This window comes from Pseudomonas sp. RU47, assembly GCF_004011755.1.
Classification (GTDB): domain Bacteria; phylum Pseudomonadota; class Gammaproteobacteria; order Pseudomonadales; family Pseudomonadaceae; genus Aquipseudomonas.
In genome coordinates, this window is the sequence record NZ_CP022411.1 from 3,234,661 (window position 1) to 3,255,668 (window position 21,008).

Annotated in this window: 19 protein-coding genes; 8 read left to right on the forward strand and 11 right to left on the reverse strand. The window is 58.5% G+C overall.

Translation table 11 applies throughout. The features are described 5' to 3' along the window. Positions 1-126: 126 nt before the first annotated feature. The 3 genes from CCX46_RS14610 (at position 127) to CCX46_RS14620 (ending at position 4,115) form a co-directional block, all read left to right on the forward strand. Entirely contained in the window at positions 127-2,832 is a 2,706-nt protein-coding gene (locus CCX46_RS14610; RefSeq protein WP_127927475.1) for an AAA domain-containing protein, read from the forward strand. A gap of 103 nt (positions 2,833-2,935) precedes the next feature. Next, positions 2,936-3,418 carry a DUF2867 domain-containing protein gene (locus tag CCX46_RS14615; RefSeq protein WP_127927477.1) on the forward strand — a complete coding sequence of 161 codons (483 nt, stop codon included), beginning with the start codon at positions 2,936-2,938 and terminating at the stop codon, positions 3,416-3,418. Between the two features lie 130 nt (positions 3,419-3,548). Then, the gene (locus CCX46_RS14620; RefSeq protein WP_127927479.1) at positions 3,549-4,115 is read left to right on the forward strand and encodes a hypothetical protein; all 567 of its coding nucleotides are present in this window, start codon (positions 3,549-3,551) and stop codon (positions 4,113-4,115) included. Between the two features lie 62 nt (positions 4,116-4,177). On the opposite strand, the gene CCX46_RS14625 is transcribed toward CCX46_RS14620, so the two are convergent. Next, positions 4,178-4,459: a hypothetical protein gene (locus tag CCX46_RS14625; RefSeq protein ID WP_127927481.1), complete on the reverse strand. Its 282-nt coding sequence runs from the start codon at positions 4,457-4,459 to the stop codon at positions 4,178-4,180. Between the two features lie 81 nt (positions 4,460-4,540). Between CCX46_RS14625 and CCX46_RS14630 the strand changes: the two genes are divergently transcribed. After that, entirely contained in the window at positions 4,541-4,909 is a 369-nt protein-coding gene (locus CCX46_RS14630; protein ID WP_127927483.1) for a hypothetical protein, read from the forward strand. Positions 4,910-4,985: 76 nt separating this feature from the next. Here CCX46_RS14630 and alaE read toward each other — a convergent pair whose 3' ends face one another. Both alaE and CCX46_RS14640 read right to left on the reverse strand, forming a co-directional pair. Continuing rightward, positions 4,986-5,405 carry an L-alanine exporter AlaE gene (gene alaE, locus CCX46_RS14635; protein ID WP_238704405.1) on the reverse strand — a complete coding sequence of 140 codons (420 nt, stop codon included), beginning with the start codon at positions 5,403-5,405 and terminating at the stop codon, positions 4,986-4,988. Between the two features lie 80 nt (positions 5,406-5,485). Further along, positions 5,486-6,409 carry a LysR family transcriptional regulator gene (locus tag CCX46_RS14640; RefSeq protein WP_127927487.1) on the reverse strand — a complete coding sequence of 308 codons (924 nt, stop codon included), beginning with the start codon at positions 6,407-6,409 and terminating at the stop codon, positions 5,486-5,488. A gap of 179 nt (positions 6,410-6,588) precedes the next feature. Between CCX46_RS14640 and CCX46_RS14645 the strand changes: the two genes are divergently transcribed. Both CCX46_RS14645 and CCX46_RS14650 read left to right on the forward strand, forming a co-directional pair. Then, complete coding sequence (locus tag CCX46_RS14645) at positions 6,589-7,236, forward strand: hydrolase (protein ID WP_127927489.1); 648 nt, start codon at positions 6,589-6,591, stop codon at positions 7,234-7,236. 166 nt (positions 7,237-7,402) lie between these two features. Further along, complete coding sequence (locus CCX46_RS14650; protein ID WP_163013585.1) at positions 7,403-7,663, forward strand: hypothetical protein; 261 nt, start codon at positions 7,403-7,405, stop codon at positions 7,661-7,663. A gap of 62 nt (positions 7,664-7,725) precedes the next feature. On the opposite strand, the gene CCX46_RS14655 is transcribed toward CCX46_RS14650, so the two are convergent. Next, positions 7,726-9,024 carry a carbohydrate porin gene (locus CCX46_RS14655; RefSeq protein ID WP_127927491.1) on the reverse strand — a complete coding sequence of 433 codons (1,299 nt, stop codon included), beginning with the start codon at positions 9,022-9,024 and terminating at the stop codon, positions 7,726-7,728. A gap of 84 nt (positions 9,025-9,108) precedes the next feature. After that, a complete protein-coding gene (locus tag CCX46_RS14660) occupies positions 9,109-11,514 on the reverse strand; it encodes a glucose/quinate/shikimate family membrane-bound PQQ-dependent dehydrogenase (RefSeq protein WP_127927494.1) in 2,406 nt (801 codons plus the stop codon). 373 nt (positions 11,515-11,887) lie between these two features. On the opposite strand from CCX46_RS14660, the gene solA reads away from it, so the two are divergent. Then, positions 11,888-13,066 (forward strand): N-methyl-L-tryptophan oxidase, encoded by a 1,179-nt coding sequence (gene solA / locus CCX46_RS14665; protein ID WP_127927496.1) that lies wholly within the window; start codon positions 11,888-11,890, stop codon positions 13,064-13,066. After that, on the forward strand, positions 13,063-13,842 hold the full coding sequence (locus tag CCX46_RS14670) for a MetQ/NlpA family ABC transporter substrate-binding protein (protein ID WP_095112128.1): 780 nt from the start codon (positions 13,063-13,065) through the stop codon (positions 13,840-13,842). Before solA ends, CCX46_RS14670 begins: the two co-directional genes overlap by 4 nt. 43 nt (positions 13,843-13,885) lie before the next feature. Here the strand turns inward: CCX46_RS14670 and CCX46_RS14675 are convergent, their stop codons facing one another. The 6 genes from CCX46_RS14675 to CCX46_RS14700 form a co-directional block, all read right to left on the reverse strand. Then, complete coding sequence (locus tag CCX46_RS14675) at positions 13,886-14,788, reverse strand: bestrophin family protein (RefSeq protein ID WP_127927498.1); 903 nt, start codon at positions 14,786-14,788, stop codon at positions 13,886-13,888. Positions 14,789-14,888: 100 nt separating this feature from the next. Further along, a complete protein-coding gene (locus CCX46_RS14680) occupies positions 14,889-15,908 on the reverse strand; it encodes an acyltransferase family protein (protein WP_238704406.1) in 1,020 nt (339 codons plus the stop codon). A gap of 154 nt (positions 15,909-16,062) precedes the next feature. Beyond that, positions 16,063-17,529 carry a family 16 glycosylhydrolase gene (locus tag CCX46_RS14685; RefSeq protein ID WP_238704407.1) on the reverse strand — a complete coding sequence of 489 codons (1,467 nt, stop codon included), beginning with the start codon at positions 17,527-17,529 and terminating at the stop codon, positions 16,063-16,065. Next, a complete protein-coding gene (gene galE / locus CCX46_RS14690) occupies positions 17,526-18,581 on the reverse strand; it encodes a UDP-glucose 4-epimerase GalE (protein ID WP_127927500.1) in 1,056 nt (351 codons plus the stop codon). Before galE ends, CCX46_RS14685 begins: the two co-directional genes overlap by 4 nt. Positions 18,582-18,610: 29 nt before the next feature. Further along, on the reverse strand, positions 18,611-20,029 hold the full coding sequence (locus tag CCX46_RS14695) for an oligosaccharide flippase family protein (protein ID WP_127927502.1): 1,419 nt from the start codon (positions 20,027-20,029) through the stop codon (positions 18,611-18,613). A gap of 13 nt (positions 20,030-20,042) precedes the next feature. Then, positions 20,043-20,996 carry a glycosyltransferase family 2 protein gene (locus CCX46_RS14700; RefSeq protein ID WP_127927504.1) on the reverse strand — a complete coding sequence of 318 codons (954 nt, stop codon included), beginning with the start codon at positions 20,994-20,996 and terminating at the stop codon, positions 20,043-20,045. Positions 20,997-21,008: the final 12 nt, after the last annotated feature.

Sequence of the window (21,008 nt, forward strand, 5' to 3'; positions counted from 1 at the left end):
GCGGCATGACTTAACGCATGAACCGGCTATCGACCCTGCACACAATGATGGCAATATGGCCACTTCAGGAGAAATAGCATCCGGCGCGACGTGAAGCCGGATGTTATGCGTTCAGGGATGAGGAATATGGCTTCGATTCAGGTAGATGGTGAGGACAAGACCGCACAGATCAGCGACTGGGCGATTCGCTGGAGCGACAGGGACGCATTTCTGCAACTGACCTGTCACTATCCCTCCAGGAAAAAATACACCCGCCCGCTCAGTAATTGTCTGGTTTCGCCCACCCGCGAGTTGAGCAATGTCTTGCTGCACAAGCGCGGCGGCACCAAGCCCATCGTCAGCGCTACGATTTACGGCGAGCGCTATGCCGTCGTGCACTACCCGGGCGGCAAAAAACCTTATGTTCACAAAATGGACGGCATCGGCTTTACCGCTCCGACAGCGATGCGGGACACGCCGGTCTTCCGCTATCTCACTGCCGTGGCGCAAGCCCGACAGAGTCACGGTAAGTCGCAGGATGATCGTGAAATTGCCGACAATGTGGTGCGTCAGCTCGAAAAACTGCCCGCCATCGCTGGCACTGCCTTGCAAGCCTACTGTACGGGACGCAACGGCACGCTGGCGCCGGGGCAGGGGCTGATCTATCCGTTCGGGCTGAACGAGAGTCAGCTTAAGGCCGTCGAGCGGGCATTCAGCGCGCAAGTCAGCGTGATCGAAGGGCCGCCAGGAACCGGCAAGACCCAGACGATCCTCAACATCCTCGCCAACATTCTGTTACGCGGACAGACAGTCGCAGTGTTGTCCAACAACAATGCTGCCGTGGAGAACGTCTACGAAAAGCTGGAGAAATACGGCCTGGGCCACCTGGTCGCCAAGCTTGGCAACCAGAGCAAACGCCAGGCCTTCTTCGACGACCTGCCTGCGTGGACGCCAAGTGCGCCCGAGGCGGCACCATCCCTCGATGAGGTCCAGAACCTGCTGGCACGCTTGAAGCAGCACCTGCAAGACCACAACAGGGCGGCGCAACTGCAAATCGAGCTGGACGAGCTGGTCATCGAGCGGCGCTACCTGCAGCAGTGGCAGGCAGAAAGCGCTGTACAGGCCACCGGTACGCTCGACAAGTACGGCCTGACACCGCGCAAGACTGCAGACCTCATGGCCTACCTGGCTTACCTCGGCGAACAGCGCATCCATCTCAAAGACCGTATCGAGCTACTGTTCAAATTCAGGATCTTTCGCACCAGGCCATTCGCCGACGCCGAGGCGCGCATGGCCGTTTTCCATGCCCTGCAAATGCATTACTACGACAAGTCGCTCCGGGACAAGGAAGCGCAGCTGCAGGCGTGCCGTGATTCGTTGGCGCGCGCGAATTTCACGGCGCTGCTCAAAGAACTGACAACCGCATCGATGCAGCATCTCAAGCACCACCTGCAACTTCAGGTCCCGCCGTCGGACAGTTTTGATGTCAAAACCTACTGCGAGCGTTTCGATACCTTTATGCAGCGCTTCCCTATCCTGGGCAGCGGCACGCACTCCATCGTCAATTCGATCGCGCCGGGAGCGGTCCTCGATTACGTGATCATCGATGAAGCCTCTTTGCAGGACATCGTACCGGGCATCCTGCCGCTGGGCTGCGCAAAGAACCTGATCGTCGTGGGCGACAACCGCCAGTTGCCGCATATCCCCGTGACGCTGGGGCTGCAAGCGCCCGCCGAGGCCTACGATTGCGAGCGCTACAGCTTGCTCGATTCGTGCATTGCGGTGTTCCAGGACGCGCTGCCCAGAACCCTGCTGAAAGAGCATTACCGCTGCCACCCCAGGATCATCCAGTTCTGCAACCAGCAGTTTTACGACAACGCACTGGTGCCGATGACCGAGGACAACGGCGAAGCGCCCCTGCGTCTGGTGGTGACGGCCAAGGGCAACCACGCCCGGAAGAACACCAACCTTCGGGAACTGGACTCCCTGCTGAAGGTGCTAGAAGAGGAGGGGCAACCCGTCGGAATGGACGGTGAAGGCCGCGGTTACATTGCCCCGTACAGGGCACAAGTTAATCTGTCCGGCACGCACTTGCCGGCGGATTTCGTCAAGGACACCGTGCACAAGTTTCAGGGGCGCGAGTGCGACGAGATCGTGTTTTCCACCGTGCTCGACAAGAAGCGCTACAACCAGGGGCGAACACGCCTGGATTTCGTCGACGACCCGCGCATGATCAACGTGGCCGTTTCGCGGGCCAAACATCGCTTCACCCTGGTAACCGGCGATGAGGTGTTCACGGGCAACAATGGCCACATTGCTGCGCTGATCCGCTACATCAGCTATTACGCGCAAGACGAGCAGATCGTGCGGGCGCCGGTGGTCTCGGCATTCGACTTGCTGTACCGCGAGTACGACCAGTCTCTGGCACGCCTGGACGCTCGCTTGCGGCCTGAGGATTCACGCTACAAGTCCGAGCAGATCGTGGCCCGGTTGCTGCGCGAGGCACTGTCGGCCCCGGCGTGCCAGGCATTGAAATACCACACACAGATTCAGCTGGATCAGCTTGCATCACCGGCTGGCCTCGACTGGACGCAGCCCCAACAGGCGTTCATGCGGCGCGCCAGTTGCGATTTCGTGATCTATTTCAAAGTGGGCAAGCAACCGATAGGAGTGATCGAAGTCGATGGCGGGTACCACGACCACCCCGTACAGGCCGCTCGGGACGCCATGAAAAATGAGATTCTGGCTAAGAGCGGCATTCCCATTCTGCGGCTGCGGACCGTTGAGAGTGGCATTGAGCGCAGAATTGGCGACTTTATCGGGCAGTGGGCCCGTCCCGCGAATGGCGCATAAACACTTGGGTCAGCTCGTCAGACACTGATGGCCTGGCCCGATGTTTTCGCCCCTGAAATCTTCATTGTCGAGTGACGAGTCGGACCACCGACAGGAAACATGCATGGCCAACACATCACCCGCTCACACCCTGAGTGCATTGCCCGATCTTGATTACTATCACAGCAGTTCGATGCCTCTACCTGTTGAGATAACCACTCTTGATGCCTGGAACTTCATGAGGGCCAAGCCGGGGCTGTTCATGCGACTGGCTTTTCGGACGAGGGACGTGATTTCCTCACTGTTCGGGGTGAAGCGCATCGGCGGGTTCTCCGGCGCCAGGCGAGAAACCGTACAGACTGGAGAAAAGCTGGATTTTTTTCTGGTGGAGCATACTGCCCCCGACCTGCTCGTTCTGAGCGTGCGCGACCGACATCTGGATGTCATGATTTGCCTTTCGATAACAGATTGTGTGTTTACGATCACATCCTCTGTCGTAACGCATAACGTCTTTGGGCGCATCTACATGTTGCCGGTGGGTTTGGTCCATAAGTTGCTGGTCAATAGGGACCTTGGGCGTCTGAAACGAAATCTTGAAAGAGAATAAGGGACAAAACATGGTTCCTGATGCAACGTGATACTGATGCTTATCGGAACAAGGGATACTGAGACCAGGAAACCACAGATAACTTCAGAGACGCGCTTAATAAACTACCCAAGCATTACCTGGAAATAGCATGCAAGAAACAAGGCCTGGCTCACCAAAGAAAACAATGAAGAAACGAGTTATTACAGCTGTTGTGGTTTTACTTGCGGGGGCGTGGATTAATTATTTTTTTTGGGCCGCCAACATTTCATCACGAACAATTTTAATGCCGGAAATTCCGGAGTTGACGACATACCTGCTGACTGGCGCTATTTTTGGGGTTGTTTTTGCAGTTCCGACAATTCGCGCCGGCACAACGGCAAGAAGCACGATAAAGTCTTTTTTGGGTGGTTTCTGCCTGAGTTTGATGTTTTCTCTAAATTGTTATTCTGTCGCCGCCTACCTGTTGCCTGGTGAAACTGTCAGTTATGAGTCTGCGTATGAAGTTACTTATCCAGGGCCGCCCATCGGGAAATACAGTCGTTGCGAGGCTGGTCTGTGGATCAGTGTTCCAGACACGGATCGCAGGATTGAACTCTGCACAAACAAATCAGATTTGAACGAGCAAATTGGTCGCGGTATATATGCCGTGTGGGTGACTGCTCGCACTAACAAACTAGGCACTTACATTGTTGGCTATACATTTTTTCGCAAATAAATCTGTCAACACGAAATGTTTTATAAATGTGGTCTTTACCTGAAATCCCGAAAATGGATACCTCAGAACTGCAGCTCATCACACATTCTTTGCAAAAAATCGTCGCCGGCGGCGCACTCAGACAGCAAGTGATACCCTAACCAGATGTCCCAACCTGCAGCGAGCGTCAGGTCCTGGCGCTCGAAGTCGGGACAGATTGTTCCGTCCAGGCCGACAACGACTTCGCCCACGCGTCGAAAGCCCCAGGCATCAACCAGTTTGCTTTCCAGCGACTTCCAGTCGGCATCCGACAACTCACCGAATTCGATAAGTAAATGGCCATTTGCAGCGTGGAAGAGATTCATAGGTTCGCACCGGGGGAGGGGGTATAAGATCGACTGGGAACTGTCATTCAAGTAACCGCACGACGTTGGCAAGGAGCATTGATGTGTGTCATCAGCATTGATCGGGATAGCGTGCATGCCGGGGATGATCTGGAAAGTCATGGAACATCAATCAAGCTTGATCCAACGCTAACACTGCGCACATTGTGCGAAGCGATCCAAGGTATGGGGTACTTGCCTGCCATCAGTGGAGGCAAGGCGACGTGGATTATTTGTTTATCGGGCAAAGACGTAGGTGTTTTAGCTCAGCAATGGCCTGAACCCAAATTGACGATCCCCGCCGAGAGCATTCTGAGTCAGTATTTTGCAGATTCCGAACCAAGCCTACTGTTCAAATATTGGTGCCAGGCAGATCCAGACCATGTCTTTTCACAGATCAATGCAGGACGTGAACCACCGTCCCGATTGTAGGAGTGGGAGGAAGCTTTCTACTCATCAAGAAGCTGCGTCGGCGGTAATTCTCGAGCGACTGCTTCCGGCTGTTGATTCAACCCTTCAACGACATCGGTCTGTCCCCACCCGGAGGCAAGCCAAACAGCCTCCGCACCCCGTTAAGAAACGCCCCATAAGGCCGCCCCAGAACCAGCATCATCACCGCCGCACCCAGCGTGCCGCGCATCAATCCTTCGCCCGATGCACCACTGAAGGCAATGATCGCGGCATAGATCGGCACCTGAAAACTGACCAGGGCGATGCTGTCCCACAACAACCTCGACACCCGACCTGGACCGGCGCGCGTCATCACCCAATCCCGCCATAGGCCGTAAGGTCGTGCGACCGGAATCATCAGCGCCGCACCCAGCAGGCGCGCCTGCAGAACCTGATCCCACGTCATGCCGGCAATGAAACGTTCATTGATGATGCCGGTGGTGGTGAAAAACAGGATCAGCGCCGTGGTGTCTGCCAAGAAGGCAGTCCGACGCGTTGGGCTTTGCAGGCGTGGCGGCACCTCAATTCTCCTCTCATGGCTTCAGGTTTGATCTTTCCTCAGCTAAACGCCGGCGCTTCATCGTGCTGTGACAGCGGCTGCACCGCGAGGTGCGGCGATTCGCCGAAGTACTCGATCAGCAGATCAGTGAGCACGCGAATCTTGCGCGCGGGATGCGGGCCTGGCGCGCGGAGGAGGTAGGCACCGGCCGGGGGCGGTGGATGGTTGGTCATGATCGGCACGAGTGCACCCGAGGCGATGTGTTCGTGGGTGAGGCAATCGGGCAAGTAGGCGACGCCGAGGCCGGCAGTCGCGGCCGCGGCGAGGGCAGTGCCGTTGTCAGCCTTGAAGCGTCCTTGCGGGCGCACCGTGATGATCTTGTCAGCCGCCATGAATTGCCAGGCTTCGGTGCCTTGCATGAGCGCCTGATGGGCGTGCAGTTCGTCCGGGGTTTCTGGGGCGCCGTGCGCTTTGATGTAGTCGGGGCTTGCGACGAGCTTGGTGTAGACCGGGCCGATACGCCTTGCGATCAAATTGGAGTCCTGCAGATAACCCACGCGAATGGCGCAATCGTAGCCCTCGGTAATCAGGTCAACGAAGCGATCGCTATAGCAGGTCTGCATGTGCAATTGAGGGTGACGGCGAGCCATTTCCGCCAGCACCGGGGCGAAGTGCGTCGGCCCGAACGACAACGGCACTGCTACGCGCAAGCGACCGCGCAGGGCGCCGGCGGGCAGGATGGTTTCCTTGGCGATGTCGATTTCGCTGCAGACTCGGGCGGCGTAATCGCGAAATGTCGCGCCAGCCTCAGTGAGTGAAGCCCCGCGAGTCGAGCGTGCCAGCAATTGCACGCCCAGTTCTGCTTCGAGCCGGGCCAGACGGCGGCTGACGATTGATTTCGAGACCCCGAGCCGCAGTGCTGCCTGTGAAATGCCCCCGGCATCCGCCACTTCCACGAAGGTCTGCAGTTCTTCGATATCCATTTTTGCGTTCCCCTTTGCGCGACACAGTTCGCCTCGGGATGCTACTACTGCCGCGAGTAGGGGAACAGCACAATGGGTTTTCCAGGCGCGGCGTCACACGCCGGTGCTCTGGAACCCATCAGCCGCACGGGCCACGGCCGCTGCACCGACGTGCGTTACCCATACAAAAGGACCTGCAAATGGCAAGCGAAGCAATCCGCAACCCCCACACCGATCAACTGCTGACGCCCGAGAATTCAGCATTGATCGTCATCGACTATCAACCGGTTCAGGTGTCCTCGATCCGCTCGATGCCACGCGATGAACTGGTCTTCAACATCACCAGCGTTGCGAAAGCGGCGGTCAACTACAACCTGCCGATCATCCACTCGACCGTCAATGTCGCGACGGGCCGCAACAAACCACCGATTCAAGAGTTGCAAGCGGTGCTTGGTCATCTGCCGATCTATGACCGCACTTCGATCAACAGTTGGGAGGACACCGAGTTCAAGCAGGCAGTCAAAGCGCTCGGGCGCAAGAAACTGATCATGACCGCGCTGTGGACCGAAGCCTGCCTGACCTTCCCGGTGCTCGACGCGATCCAGGAAGGCTATGAGGTTTATGTGCCGGTCGATGCGGTGGGCGGCACATCGCTCGCCGCCCACGAGGCGGCGTTGCGCCGAATGGAACAGGCGGGGGCGAAGCTCATCAGCCGCGTGCAAATGTACTGCGAGCTGCAGCGCGACTGGGCGCGAGAGGTGACCGTGCCTGGCTTCATGGGTGTGTTCGAAAACTTCGACGGCTTCAACGCTGAAAAGGCGCTCCAGGAGGCTGGCAACAAGGCCTGATTAACCGGCAGTCGCTGAAGGTGGCGCTGGCGGCATTCGGCGCTGCCTTCATTTGGCCTGTTTCAACGCCTGAAAATAATCTGAACGGCCTCGGAACCTGCTCGCCTAATGATTAGCTTGTGGTCAATCGCACAGGCGCTGTGTCAATAACGGCACACTCCGAGAGGTGGTCAACGTGGCTAAAGACGAAAAGAAAAGCAAAGACAAAGGTGACGCTTCGAAAGCCAGCAAGGACTTGAAAGACAAAAAGTCATCACCCGAGAAGAAATCAGCGGCGGCTTCGGCGCTTTCAAAGTCCTCCGACAAGGACAAGAAAGACAAGAAAAAAGACGCCGAGCCGAAGAAGTCTGCGAAAAAAGCGGATAGCAAGCCTGAAAAGGCCAAGGATTCGAAGAAGGCTGATAAGCCGGCTAAAAAGAAAAAGTGATCTTGAAAACAATAAAAAACCCGGCATTCAAACCGGGTTTTTTATTGCCTGCTATTTGCAGATCAGAGCGCCGCTTTCACCTGCAAACCAAACACCAGTGCATTGTCGATGTCCTGCCCGGAAAACGCGCCCGGCTCGATGATGTACTGCACATTCGGGCGCAGGGTCAGCCAAGGCGTGGCTTGATAACCGTAGCCGAGTTCGATCAATTGCTCGGCGCTGTCCAGGTTCGGGAACGCTGTGCCGTTGTTCAATGCTGCGTCCTGCAGTACGTCACGGCTGCGCGGGTTCGGCACGGCGCGGCCGTAACCCAGGGCGACGGTATCACGCGGGCGACCTTCGAATGGTTTGTACAAAACCACCCCGGTGCCGTACCACTTGCTGAACGGCGAAGCCGCTTCGCTGGCCGCCGAGTATTGGCCGAAGGCGTGCAGGCTGCGGCCTTCGGACGTCGGCGAGTTCCAGACGGCCTGATCGATCAGCAGGTAATGACCGCCGCGACCGGACACTTCTTTGTCGCTGCCAATGCGTTTTACGTCGGAGCTGTCGTAGTAGTAACCGAGCTTGTATTCGCCGGGCAGGGCGCCCGCATGCTTGTACACCAGCTCGATCGGCACCACGGTGCCGGTGGTGTGTTTCGGGCCAAGATGCCAGGCGCGGCTGGAGTTGCCGTTGCTTTGCGGGTCGACGTTGAACGCGGCCACGCGCAGTTGCCACGAGGACGACAGGTCGTATTTCACCCGCACGCCCAAATGGGCATTGGGGTAGTTGGTCCAGCCGCTGCCACCGGACATGTTCAGCGGATGGCCGCAGAAACCGGCGTTCATGAAGTTGCACAGAATGCCGCTGTCGAGGCCGCCGAGGTCATTACCCATGGCCATGTAACCGAGCTTCACGTTGAGCGCCGGGGTAAACAGGCTGCGCTCGTAACTCAGTTCGGTCAGTCGCGTATACAGGCCACCGTAGTTTTCCTGAATGGGCAGACGGTTGCCGACGAGGTCTTCCGAAGCGCTGTTGCCGCGACGGTCGTTGATGGTCAGCTGGACCTTGCCGGCATTGTCGACGCCGTACAACTTGCTCAGATCGAACTGCACGCCGAGCTTGATGTTCTGCGAGTAGCGCGCCGAGCGATGCAAGCCGCCATCGGCGTTGTATGCCATTTCACCGCTGTAGTCGCCGGTGAACTTGATGCCTTGTTCATCCATCTGGTGACGCAAGCCACCCCAGTCACCGGTAAGGGTGCTGCGGGTCAACAGATCGGAATCGTTATCGGCCAGCGCGGGGAGGGTGGTGGTGCACGCGACGCCCAGCAACAGGCCTTTGAACAGGTCGGAACGGGAAAAACCAACAGCCGATAGCATGTAAATCTTCCTGCAGAAAACTTGAGCAATAGGGGAAAGCAGCGCGGCACCCGAAGGTGCCGCGCTTAACGTGGACGCAGTGGTTTACGGCAGTGCGTAAGCCATCACGTAGTCGCCGCGATCGGTCGACTGACGCGCGCCGCCCGCGGTGATGACGATGTACTGCTTGCCCGTTTTCGGCGAAACATAGGTCATCGGGCCGCCCTGGCTGCCGACTGGCAGACGTGCTTTCCAGACTTCTTCACCGTTGCCGCTGTTGAAGGCGCGCAGGTAGAAGTCCTGGGTGCCAGCGATGAAGATCAAACCACCTTGCGTCGACAGCGTGCCGCCGAGGGTTGGCAGACCGATCTTGATCGGCAGGTGCATGCGGATGCCCAGTGGACCGGTGTCTTCAACAGTACCGACCGGAACCTGCCAAGCGATTTTCTGGGTCTTCATGTCGATCGCGGTCAGCGTGCCGAACGGCGGCGCCTGGCACGGAATGCCGGCTACCGACAGGAAGCGGTTTTTGTTCACCGCGTAAGGCGTGCCTTTCAGCGGAACGGCGCCCATGCCGGTGTTCAGTGCTTCGCCACCGCCAGCGGCCTGGCCTTTGTTCTGCGACGGAATCATCTGAATCCACAGACCCAGGCGCATGTCGTTGACGAAGATGAAGCCGTGTACCGGGTCAGTGGAGATGCTGCCCCAGTTCATGCCGCCCAGCGAACCCGGGAAGCTCAGCGATTTGTCCATGCCCGGCGCGGTGTACAGGCCGTCGTAGCGCATGCCTTTGAAGTCGATGCGGCAGAGCAACTGATCGTACGGAGTGGCGCCCCACATGTCCGATTCAGTCAGGTGCTGAGCACCGATTTCTGGCATGCCCACCGATTTCGGCTGAGTCGGGGAGTACGGTTCGTTCGGGATGTTCGCCGCTTTCACCGGCACTTCTTTCACGTCGGTCAGCGGTTTGCCGGTGGCGCGGTCGAGCACGTAGATCTGCCCGGCCTTGGTGCCGATGACCACGGCCGGTACGGTTTTGCCGTCCTTGGTGAAGTCGATCAGGCTCGGCTGCATCGGCAGGTCGAAGTCCCACAGGTCGTTGTGCACGGTCTGGAATACCCAACGCTCATCACCGCTGGTGGCGTCCAGCGCGAGGATCGAAGCACCGTAGGTGTGATCGAGTTTGCTGCGCTCGACACCATAGATGTCGGTCGACGAACTGCCCATCGGCAGGAACACGGTGTTGGTTGCCGGATCGTAGGACATCGGCGCCCAGCTGTTCGGCGTGCTGCGCACATAAGTGCTGCCGTCGGCCGGAGCCTTTTTATCCTGCGGGTTGCCCGGGTCGAAGGCCCAACGCATGGCGCCGGTGATCACGTCGAAACCACGGATCACGCCGCCTGGCATGTCGGTCTGCACGTTGTCAGCTACGCGACCGCCAACCACCACGGTGGTGCCGGCCATCAGCGGAGCGGACGACAGCTGATAGTAGCTGTCCGGCACGTTACCCAGACCGGCCTTCAGATCAACCTGGCCATTGTTGCCGAAACCCTGGCAGAACTCGCCGGTGTCCGCATCGACTGCGATCAGACGGGCATCAATGGTGTTGGTCAGCAGACGACGCTGGCAATTGGCGGCCGGCGCAGGCTTGGCTTCGATGATCGACGAGTTGCTCGGCTGAGCAATCGCTTTGGTGGCGTCGAAATAAGCCATGCCACGGCAGCGCTGCCAGACTTTCGACTGGGCGTTGATCGCGTTCTTCCACAGCTCTTTACCGGTGTCGGCATCGAGGGCGATCAGGTTGTTGTGCGGGGTGCAGATGAACACCTTGTTGCCAACCTGCAGCGGGGTGAGCTGGTCTTCAGCACCGTTGCCATCGCTCTCGGCGATGTCACCGGTGTGGTAGGTCCACGCGACTTTCAGCTTGTCGACGTTGCTGCGGTTGATCTGGTCCAGCGCAGCGAAGCGGCTGCCACCTTCGGTATTACCGTAGTGCGCCCAGTCCTTTTGCGCCTTGTCCGGCTCGACCGGGGTCAGGCCTGGGCCAGTGCCGGTTGCCGCCACGGTTGGATGGGCGACAAACATATTGCCGGCCGCTACAACCACGCCGACTGCCAGCACCGCCGCCACAGCGTAAGCGCCGCGACCGGCAACGCCACCGTTGGCACGTTTGAGCTGCGGATAAACCAGCGCCACGACCAGGCCGATCACACTGAACATGAACAGGCGCGAGAACACCGGCCAGAACACCAGGCCGGCATCGCTCACCGCCCAGATCGCGGTGCCCACCAGGAACGCGGCGAACAACCACGCGCCGGCAAGCTTGAAGCGCGCAATCAGCAGACCGGAAACGGCCATGACCAAGCCACCCACCAGGAAGTACCACGAGCCTCCCAGGCTGACCAACTTCACGCCGCCAGCAGCGAGCGCCAAGCCGAGCAGGGCGATGACTACGCCCAGTCCGATCAGAATGAATTTTGATATGCCCGAGAGGCGTTGACTCTGCTTCACGTTGAGTGTCCCGTTGAAATGAGGAACGCATTATATAGTTAGGTAACTACCTAGTTAAATCACAAATTTCAACGTGAAGCGTAGTTCGCGGTTTTGACTCGCGCCTGCCGGGGACTCAGATGTGGAAATGTCTGTCGAAATGCGGACAAAAATAGCTGTTTTGTCAGATTGATTGTGAGTTGTGACAGATATCGTCTGCCGTGCACTCAGGCGTAAATCATTTGCGCCGGGTTGTAAATGCGACGAATAACCGCCCGTTAGCCCGTCCCAGAGCGGTTGATGGGCGCATCGAGCTATATGGATATGCTTTTTTAATCTTGGAATTCGCCACGGTTTACCGCTCAACTGGCGCCTTTTTGATAGGTGGCTATTTATGTCCGAACGATGTGAGGTAGTGGTTCTGGGCTTGGGTGCCATGGGCGCTGCCACGGTTTACCAGTTGGCGAAAGCGGGGGTGAATGTCGTCGGCATCGACCGCCATCACCCGCCGCACAACCTCGGTTCCAGCCACGGCGATACGCGCATTACCCGGCTTTCGGTCGGAGAAGGCGCGCAATACGTGCCCATCGTGCGCAACTCACATCGCATCTGGCGTGAACTCGAGACGCTGACTGACGAGTCTTTGTTCGAGCAATCGGGCCTGTTGGTGCTGACGTCGAGCGCCGAATTCGATCCTGAAGATCAGACCGACTTCACCTTGCGCACCATCGGCCTGGCGCGGACTTACGGCATCGAGCACGAAGTCCTGTCCGCCGAACAGATTCGCCAGCGCTTCCCGCAATTCGCCAACGTGCACGACTCGGCCATCGGCTATTTTGAACCGGGCGGCGGCTTCGTGCGCCCTGAGCGCTGCATCGATGTTCAGCTCAAACTGGCCGAGCAAAACGGGGCGACGCTCTACAAAGGCGAGACCGTTACGGCGATCAGCTCAAACGAAGCAGGGGTCACAGTCACGACCAACCAGCGCACGCTACGCGCTGACAAACTGGTGATCAGCGCGGGCAACTGGAACGGCGAGTTGCTCGGTGAGCCGTATGAGAATCTGCTGAGTGTCTACCGGCAGAAACTGTTCTGGTTCGAACTGGAAGAGAACGCCGGACTGGTCGGCCACTCACCGACGTTCATCTTCACCCACGGTCGCGGCGACGACAAAATCAACTACGGCTTTCCCGCGCTACCCGGCGAAAGCAGCATGAAAATCGCCACCGCGCAGTACCACACCTCAACGTCCGCGCAGGCCATCGACCGTACGGTTTCAGCGGCCGAAGCGCAGGACATGTACGAGCACCAGGTGCACAACCGCATCGCCGGCGTGACCTCGAAAGTCCTCAAGTCGGCAGTCTGCGCCTACACTGTGACGCCAGACCGTCATTTCATCATCGACGAGCATCCGTCGCTGCAACACACGCTGTTCGTGTCGGCCTGCTCCGGGCACGGTTTCAAGCATTCCGCCGCGCTCGGCGAAGCATTTGCGCAGTGGTGCATGCGCGGCTCGAGCGACCTGGACCTGTCCTCTTTCTCCCTGAAACGCTTCGAAGGAAAACTATCGTGAAACGCGTCGCGCTCTCCGTAGCACTGCTGGTCGCCGCCATGGGCAATGCTTATGCCGAAACCCTGAAAATCGCCGTGGTGCCTGTGCCCCATGCCGAGATTCTCGAGTTCTTGAAGCCGGAACTGGCCAAGGAAGGGGTGACGCTGGATGTCAAAGTCTTCTCTGACTACATTCAACCCGACCGGCAGACCGATGAAGGCTTGCTCGACGCCAATTACTTCCAGAGCAAACCGTATTACGAGGCCTATAAAAAAGACCGCCCGAGCAGCGATCAAGTGCCGATCGTCGCCGTGCACATCGAACCGTTCGGTGCCTACTCGAAGAAGATCAAAAACATCAGCGAACTCAAGGATGGCGCGACCATTGCCATTCCCAACGACCCTACCAACTCCGGTCGGGCGCTGCTGCTGATCGCCAAACAAGGCCTGATCACCCTGAAGGATCCTGACAACATCATGGCCACGCGCCTGGATATCGTCAGCAATCCCAAGCATCTGAAGTTTCAGGAACTGGAAGCGGCGATGTTGCCGCGGGTGTTGAATCAGGTCGACATGGCGTTGATCAACGCCAACTACGCACTGGAAGCCAAACTGGTGCCGCACAAAGACGCACTGTTTATCGAAAGTTCGGAGTCGCCGTACGCCAATTACCTGTACGTGCGTCGCGACAAGGCCAATGCTCCAGCGGTGCAGAAGCTCGGCGCGCTGCTCAATTCACCGCAAGTGAAGCAGTTCATTCTTGAGCGTTATCACGGTGATGTGGTGCCAGCGTTCTAACTTCATCGGGAGCCGCCAGACATGTTGACGGCTCCCGACATCTTCAAGCGTTCTCTTCAAGCCGGCGCACATCGCCCAAGGAATCACGCTGCATCGATTGCAGGTTTTTCTCGATGGTTTCGCACAGGGCTTCCATCTGAATCTGGTGCTCGCTGTGGCGAAACGGGCTTTGCAGATCGGTGCCGATACGTTCGATGGCCAGCAGCATAAAGCCCACCACGGTCGAGGCCAGCGGTGTGAACCAGCCCAACGATTCCACCAGTCCGACCGGCACGATCAGGCAGAACAGCGAAATAAACAGCCGCGGAAAATACACATACGGGTAGGGCAGCGGCGTATTGGCAATCCGCTCCATGCCACCCTGGCTGTTGGACAGGTCCACCAATGTCGACTCCAGTCGTGCCAGACGAATGCTGTCCAGGCGCCCGGCCTTGTATTCCCGAGCCAGCAAGGACGCCGAGCCGGTGAGGATATCGTTGGCAAAGTTATTGGTCGTGCCACTGCGGGCGAATTCATTGGCGGGAATAAACGCGCGGACTTCCTCAGGGCAAGGCTGGCCTTGTAGATGCGCCGCGAGGCAATTCACATAGGCGACGTGGCGGCGCAACAGGGTCGACTTGACCGGATTGACCTCGCCATCGGGATCATCCAGCAACGTCAGCACCTGGCGGGCGAAGCTGCGCGAATTGTTGATCATCGAACCCCACAACGTGCGTGCTTCCCACCAGCGGTTGTAAGCGCTGCTGTTGCGAAAACTGATCAGCACGATCAATGCCGAACCCAATAACGTCAGGGGCATCAATGGCAGATTCAGCTTGGCGTTGAGGAACAACATGAAATCGACGGTGACGGCGATGTCCCAGAGCAGCAGCCAGAACAACGCCCAGCCGACATAGCCCAGAGTCTTGATGATCAAACGGTATTTTCTGACGATGGCTGCTTTCAAACGGAAACCTCGTGGTGAGCGGTAAGCGTTAACGCCTTAGCTCGGACGCTGTTTTCGCGGGAAAGGTTCGCTAAATCGCTTCAGCTTTCGTCGCCGCCGGCTAACCGGCCCGTAGACGATTGAAGGAAAATGACAGGGACCTTTTCATCAGTCTGGCCATCGGCGTTTCGATTTTTTCGTGAATGACATAGGACGCAGCGATCATCAAAGCCACGGTGCCCCACAGCAGCAGGTGCGCATTCACCGCCGGATAGGCCATGTTGAAGATGATGAAACCGATCATTTGATGGAGCAGGTACAGCGGGTATGTGAGCGCTCCCAGGGTCGTCCAGTTCAATTGCCCGATGGCGGCTGTTTTGTTGGTTGCGATCAAAAGGAAGGTCATAAAGAAAACGATAATGACGCTGCCGATGATCGAGGGATCGTACTCCGTCGCATATTTGCTTTCGATCGACTCGGCCCAGGTAATGGCGGTGAAAGTGGCCAAGGCCAATGCGCCCGCCACCAGGGCAATGCGCAGTTTTGTCATGCCCTTCGCCCAGATCAGGTAGAACGTGGCACCGGCGATGAAGTAGGCCGCGTAATCAGTGATGAGAATCGAGCGCAGCTTTTCGAAAGCGAGGACTTCCGCGGTGGCCGAGACCAGTAGCCAGAGCACCAGGCAGGGTTCGATTTTGTCTATTTTCTTCAAGGCCAGGAGAATCGAGATCATCAGGTAGAACTTGATCTCTACAAACAGTGACCAGTACACGCCGTCGATGGGCGGGACGCCGATCAGATCGCCAAGGAACGTCATGTTGATCAGGTATTGATAAAGATCCGCGCTGAATCTCGGCTGTCCGAAGGCGAGTGTGATCAGAAAGGTGAGCGTGCAGCACACCCAGAATGCCGGGCACAGGCGCACCACGCGGGAGATGAAAAACACCTGCAGATTGTTGCTTGAAGCCGTCATCAGGATGACAAATCCGCTGATCATGAAAAACAGTTCCACGCCCAGGTAACCGTATTTGGCCACCTCGGCCAGCAGCGGATAGGGCATGACCGACATGTCGCCCCGCGCATACCCGCGAAACGCGTAGTGAAAAATCACCACGGCGAGCGCAGCCAGAAAGCGCAGCAAATCCAGTTCCTTCAGTCGTCGGTTGTTCATGTTTGGGCGCTCCGGACGTGTTAGCGCTGATTGAGAACTGACGACTCTGCCGAGTGGAATTCGACCCAAGGCGAAAGCTATGGCAGCAGGAGGGGGCATCGACTGTCCCAGCGTTGTGTGACGGTTATGGACCGCGTTGCCACCTATGGATGTAGTCGACTTCGAAGGTGGACGGCAGGTCAGCGTCGTCGACCACGCCGAACCATTTCCACATGGCCTCACTGTCAAAGACGATCTGCATCGGGAAGAAGAAGTGGCGGTTCTTCGATTCCCTGACCAGCACGCCATCGACGTACCAGCGCAGGGTGTCGGGCTGCCAGTCGAAGCCGTAGACATGAAAATCACTGGCCAGGCGCCAAGGGCTGATCCAGGTGCTGCCGTTGGCGATGTGTTCTTTACTTTGCGGCGTGGCCCATAAGTGAGCGTTCATGTTGTAAGAACGATCCGAGGCTGCGCCTTTGGTTTTACCGCCAATTTCAAAGATATCGATTTCGGTGGCGTTGTCCGTGAAGCCCGTCCACGCCAGCCAGAAGGCGCTCGACGCTGCGGAGTTCATCGGTTTGGCGCGTGCTTCGTAGTAGCCGTAGAAACCGCGTTCACGGGTACGGACCATGGCTGAGGTGTAATCCTTGAAGCCAAGCTCGACGTACTTCTGCGGCAAGGTTTCCTTGCGGAAGACAATGTTCAGGTTGCCGTTGCTGACGCTAGCATTGCGTGGAGTGAACAGCGCCGGTTTGCGCCCGAGCGATTCATTGCCGATGGCATTGTTGACGTGCCAGCGGGTGGGGTCGAGGCTGCTGCCGTTGAAGTCATCGGACAGGTTGGTGTCGAGTACCCAGCGTCCGGCATTGGTTTGATCGGACAGCGGCAGATAAACGTGAGTGCGGGTCGGCAGCGTGCCCAGCGGACCGACACGGGTCCACGTATCGGCGTGGGTGGGAACGGCCACTGACCACTTGTGCGCAAGGTACTGAAAAGCCTGCTGGCGCTCGGCGAGGGACGCAAACGGGCGGTCGTAAACCAGCACCTCGGCGATATCGCCGCGAAAGTTTTCCGACGTGCCGACGGCATTGCGCCCGACCGCATACGGGCCGATCGGCACACCCTGCAGTTCCAGGACGGAAACGGTCGGTTCATACGCGGTGGTTTGCGCCAAGCTGATGGCGAAGTTCGGCAGCACGTTATCGTTGTCAGCGGTTTGCGCACGTGAACTGAACAACCGCTGCCACGGATCGACGCCGGCCTGTTCTGGCAATCGGCGGGACACGACCAATACCGTGACAGGCCCTTTTGCACTGCGAATGTTTTTGCCCATAAACGCCGAAGTACCACTTAAACGCACGACGGCATGGCCATTCACGGCGTTTTCAATCTTTTGTGGCTGCTCGGTGCCTTCGTCGACCCTGGCGTCATGGGACTGGCCGGATTTATCGCTCCAGCGCTGCACACGGTTCTGCGTATCCAGGGTCAGGCTGGACGCATCGGCGGCGTCCAGCCACAGCACCAGCCCGGCATTGGGCGGCGCTTGTGCGGCGTTGCCCGTCAGCGCAACCCACAGCAGCAGCGCCGGCAGCGATCGTAAGAGCATCATTTGAAAGCAAGCAGCGCGGGGATTTCGAAGGAAGACTGATACCCCTGCGGATTACACGACTGCCAGCGCCAGGCATCGACAATCATTTGTGGCAGGTCGCGTTGCGCGGTCCAGCCCAGCTCGCGTCCGGCCTTGGCCGGGTCGGCCCAACACTTGGCAATGTCACCTTCGCGGCGCGGTGCAAACCGGTAGGGAATGCTGATGCCGGTGATGTCCTCGAAACTGTGGATGATCTGCAACACGCTGTAGCCGACCCCCGTGCCGAGGTTCCAGAAATGGATGCCGTGGTTCTGCTGCAACACCAGCAGTGCCTTGAGGTGGCCAATGGCAAGGTCGACCACATGGATGTAGTCGCGCACGCAGGTGCCGTCGACGGTGGGATAGTCGCTGCCGTAGACCGTGAGTTCCGGTATCCGGCCAATGGCGACCTGGGTCAGGCACGGCAGCAGGTTGTTGGGTCGGCCGCGCGGGTCTTCACCGATCATCCCGCTTTCGTGGGCGCCAATCGGATTGAAGTAGCGCAACAGGCCAATGCTCCAGCGCGGATCGGAGTCGCACAAATCCGTGAGCAATTCTTCGATCATCAGCTTGGTGCGACCATACGGATTGACCGGTTTGCCGGTGCCGAAGTCTTCGGCAATCGGCGTACGGGTCGGCTCGCCGTACACCGTGGCCGATGAGCTGAACACCAGGCGGAAGACGTTGTTGCGCGTCATGGCCTGGCACAGGTCAAGCGTGCCTGCGACATTGTTGGCGTAGTAGTCGAGCGGTTTGCGCACGCTTTCGGCGACGGATTTGAGGCTGGCAAAATGCACCACGGCATCGATGTCGTAGCGCCGGAAGATGTCGTCCAGCAGGTCGGAATCACGGATGTCGCCCTTGATGAAATCGATCCGGGTCAAGGTCAGTTGCTCAAGGCGCGCGATGCACTCCTGACAGCTGTTGCACAGGTTATCGAGCACCAGCACCCGGTGCCCGGCATTGATGAGCGCCAAAGCGGTATGCGAGCCGATGTAACCGGCCCCGCCAGTAATCAACGTGGTTTTGCGCATGGTGAGGTCTTCCTGTCTCAGGGACTGAATCAGCGGGCGGTGAAAACCGATTTGAATTCCTGCGGCCAGTGCGGGTGGATGAGGCTGTACGCCACGGCGTAGCTCAGCGCGCCCAGCGCGATGTTGCCGATCAGGTGCAGGTAGCCTTGAAAGCCCAGTTGCGGTGACACCAGCAATACGGTCGCGGCCATGACCAGCGAGGCAATCACGCTGCGGTAATTGGCCTCGACAAACCGCCGCCAGCTGTAACCGATGGCCAGGTTGAGGCCGCGAATTTGCAGTGGCGTGATCAGCAACATGCGCGCGAGCAGAGCGCCGGCTGCGGCCATGCCGCCATAAACGTTACCGAGGCTGTAGACCAGCGCCAGTGCGAGGACGGTAGTCAGCACTTCCGCCTTGATCGTCAGGTGGCTGCGGTTGACCGCCACCAGTGCGGTGGTGGCGTACATGGCGGTGTTGCCGATGGCCGCCGTGCAGGCCAGCACTTGCAACAATGGAATGGCGTCAGCCCACTTGGCGCCGAAGATCAACAGGATGAGGTCGTTGGCCGTGAGCGCAAGGCCAATGAACAGCGGCGTCAACACAAAGCCGCTGACGGCGGTCGAGTCGCCAATGATCCCGAGCAGGCGCTTGGGTTCCGCACTGCGTCGGGCGAACGCCGGCAACGCATAACTCAGCAGACCGTTATAAATCGCTGTGCGCGGCAGTTCGATGATGCGCATCGCCATGTTGAACATGCCGACTGCGTTCGCCCCGGCCGTCATCCCCAGCACCACGTTGACGCCGCGCTGCAAGGTTTGTGAACTCAGCGAATTGATTGCAACCGGTGCACCGGCCTTCAACAGTTCGCGCAAGACCGTCCGGTCGATGGCAAACGCGATGCGTCGCCGGTCTGCACCCATCAGAACAATGATCGACACCCATTCCATGATCAGCGCCTGGGCAATCACTGCCCACGCACCCCAACCGTACAGCGCCACTACGATGCCGCCGACGCCGCCCGCGACTTTGCCCAGTAACGTGCGCGACGCGAGCATCTTGAAGTTACCGCTACGGCGCATTTGCGCCACATAGACCCGCGCCATCATGGTGAACAGGATTTTCACCGAGGCCACTGCCGTCAGCCATTGCAGCAGCGGGTCGGGCGTGTACAGGAATGCCGCGAGCGAGATGATGACAATCGACACCAGACTGACGAGCACCCCGGCCCAGAAAGCCGTGGAAATGTGTTTGTCTTCCAGCCGTTCAAGGCGTACCAGCGGATCCTCCAGCACCGATGAGTACACCAGACCAATCAGCTCGACGATGGCAATGATGATCGTGCCCACACCCAGCTCGGCCGGCGACAGCAGCTTCGCGTAGACGACAAAGGTGATCATCGACAGCAGGATCAGGCCGAATTTTTCGGTGAAGATCCAGCTCAATGTCACCAGACGGTGATTGGCCATGGCGGGTACCGGTTCAATGAGCTGGGGTTGACGCCGTTGGCTTGCGCCATGTTCTGGCGCGGGCATAGAGATAGCGCAAGGTCGGTTTGCCGTTGGCGAAGATCAGCGCTTGCCAGGAGCACTCGAGCATTCGCCGGTACACGCCGAGCACTTGGTCGTGCTCGCCGCGGCGGGAAAACGCTTCGAGAAAATCGGTGTGGTTGCTCAGGACGAAATTGATCCGTTGTTGCTGGCTGAGCATCTCGCCGTAGCGGGCGAGGTACACCTCAATGAAATGGATCTTGTTCTGGTAGTACTTCTTCGGTTGCGCGGTCATGTTGCCGCCGTTGACCGTACGCTCCAGCAGCACCTGCGGCACCGTGTGGACCTCCCAGTGTTCGGCGATCCGCGTCCACATGTAGCGGTCTTCGGAGTAACGCAGGCTGGCATCGAAACCACCGAGCTGCATGATCACCTCGCGCCTGACCAGCGCAGTGGAAACGCCATTGACGACGTTGGCGTGGATGAAGTCGTAGAAGTGCCTGCCGCTTTTGCGGCGGTTGTCCAGCTGCCGCCGGCCGTCGCTGTAATTGACCTGCGCGTAGCAGTCGATCAACCCCACCGGCCGGCCCTGACGACTGAGTTCTTCGTACAGGGCCAGTTGCAGTTCGAGCTTTTGCGGGTGCCACTGGTCATCGGCATCGAGCATCGCCACAAAGGTTTCTTGCGAGTGGCGCATGCCGTGATTACGTGCGCTGGCCTGGCCTTCGTTGGCTTGCTGCAGCAGCGTCAGGCGAAACGGCGCGACGAAGTTTCTGACCCGTTGTGGGCCGTCATCGGTGGAGCCATCGTCGATGACGATGACGTGATCCGGCAGGCGGGTTTGCCCGACCAGCGACGCTAATGTCTGCTCAATGCTGTCGGCGCCGTTGTACATCGGGATGACGACGCACACTGAATCCACGGAAGAGGGGGCTTGGTTGGGCACGGGTGGTTCTCC

What these genes read in the sequence shown, in the direction of transcription:
- CCX46_RS14610 (WP_127927475.1), top strand. Translation starts at nt 127, where the DNA reads ATGGCTTCGATTCAGGTAGATGGTGAGGACAAGACCGCACAGATCAGC.
- CCX46_RS14615 (WP_127927477.1), top strand. Translation starts at nt 2,936, where the DNA reads ATGGCCAACACATCACCCGCTCACACCCTGAGTGCATTGCCCGATCTT.
- CCX46_RS14620 (WP_127927479.1), top strand. Translation starts at nt 3,549, where the DNA reads ATGCAAGAAACAAGGCCTGGCTCACCAAAGAAAACAATGAAGAAACGA.
- CCX46_RS14625 (WP_127927481.1), bottom strand. Translation starts at nt 4,459, where the DNA reads ATGAATCTCTTCCACGCTGCAAATGGCCATTTACTTATCGAATTCGGT.
- CCX46_RS14630 (WP_127927483.1), top strand. Translation starts at nt 4,541, where the DNA reads ATGTGTGTCATCAGCATTGATCGGGATAGCGTGCATGCCGGGGATGAT.
- CCX46_RS14640 (WP_127927487.1), bottom strand. Translation starts at nt 6,409, where the DNA reads ATGGATATCGAAGAACTGCAGACCTTCGTGGAAGTGGCGGATGCCGGG.
- CCX46_RS14645 (WP_127927489.1), top strand. Translation starts at nt 6,589, where the DNA reads ATGGCAAGCGAAGCAATCCGCAACCCCCACACCGATCAACTGCTGACG.
- CCX46_RS14655 (WP_127927491.1), bottom strand. Translation starts at nt 9,024, where the DNA reads ATGCTATCGGCTGTTGGTTTTTCCCGTTCCGACCTGTTCAAAGGCCTG.
- solA (WP_127927496.1), top strand. Translation starts at nt 11,888, where the DNA reads ATGTCCGAACGATGTGAGGTAGTGGTTCTGGGCTTGGGTGCCATGGGC.
- CCX46_RS14685 (WP_238704407.1), bottom strand. Translation starts at nt 17,529, where the DNA reads ATGATGCTCTTACGATCGCTGCCGGCGCTGCTGCTGTGGGTTGCGCTG.
- galE (WP_127927500.1), bottom strand. Translation starts at nt 18,581, where the DNA reads ATGCGCAAAACCACGTTGATTACTGGCGGGGCCGGTTACATCGGCTCG.
- CCX46_RS14695 (WP_127927502.1), bottom strand. Translation starts at nt 20,029, where the DNA reads ATGGCCAATCACCGTCTGGTGACATTGAGCTGGATCTTCACCGAAAAA.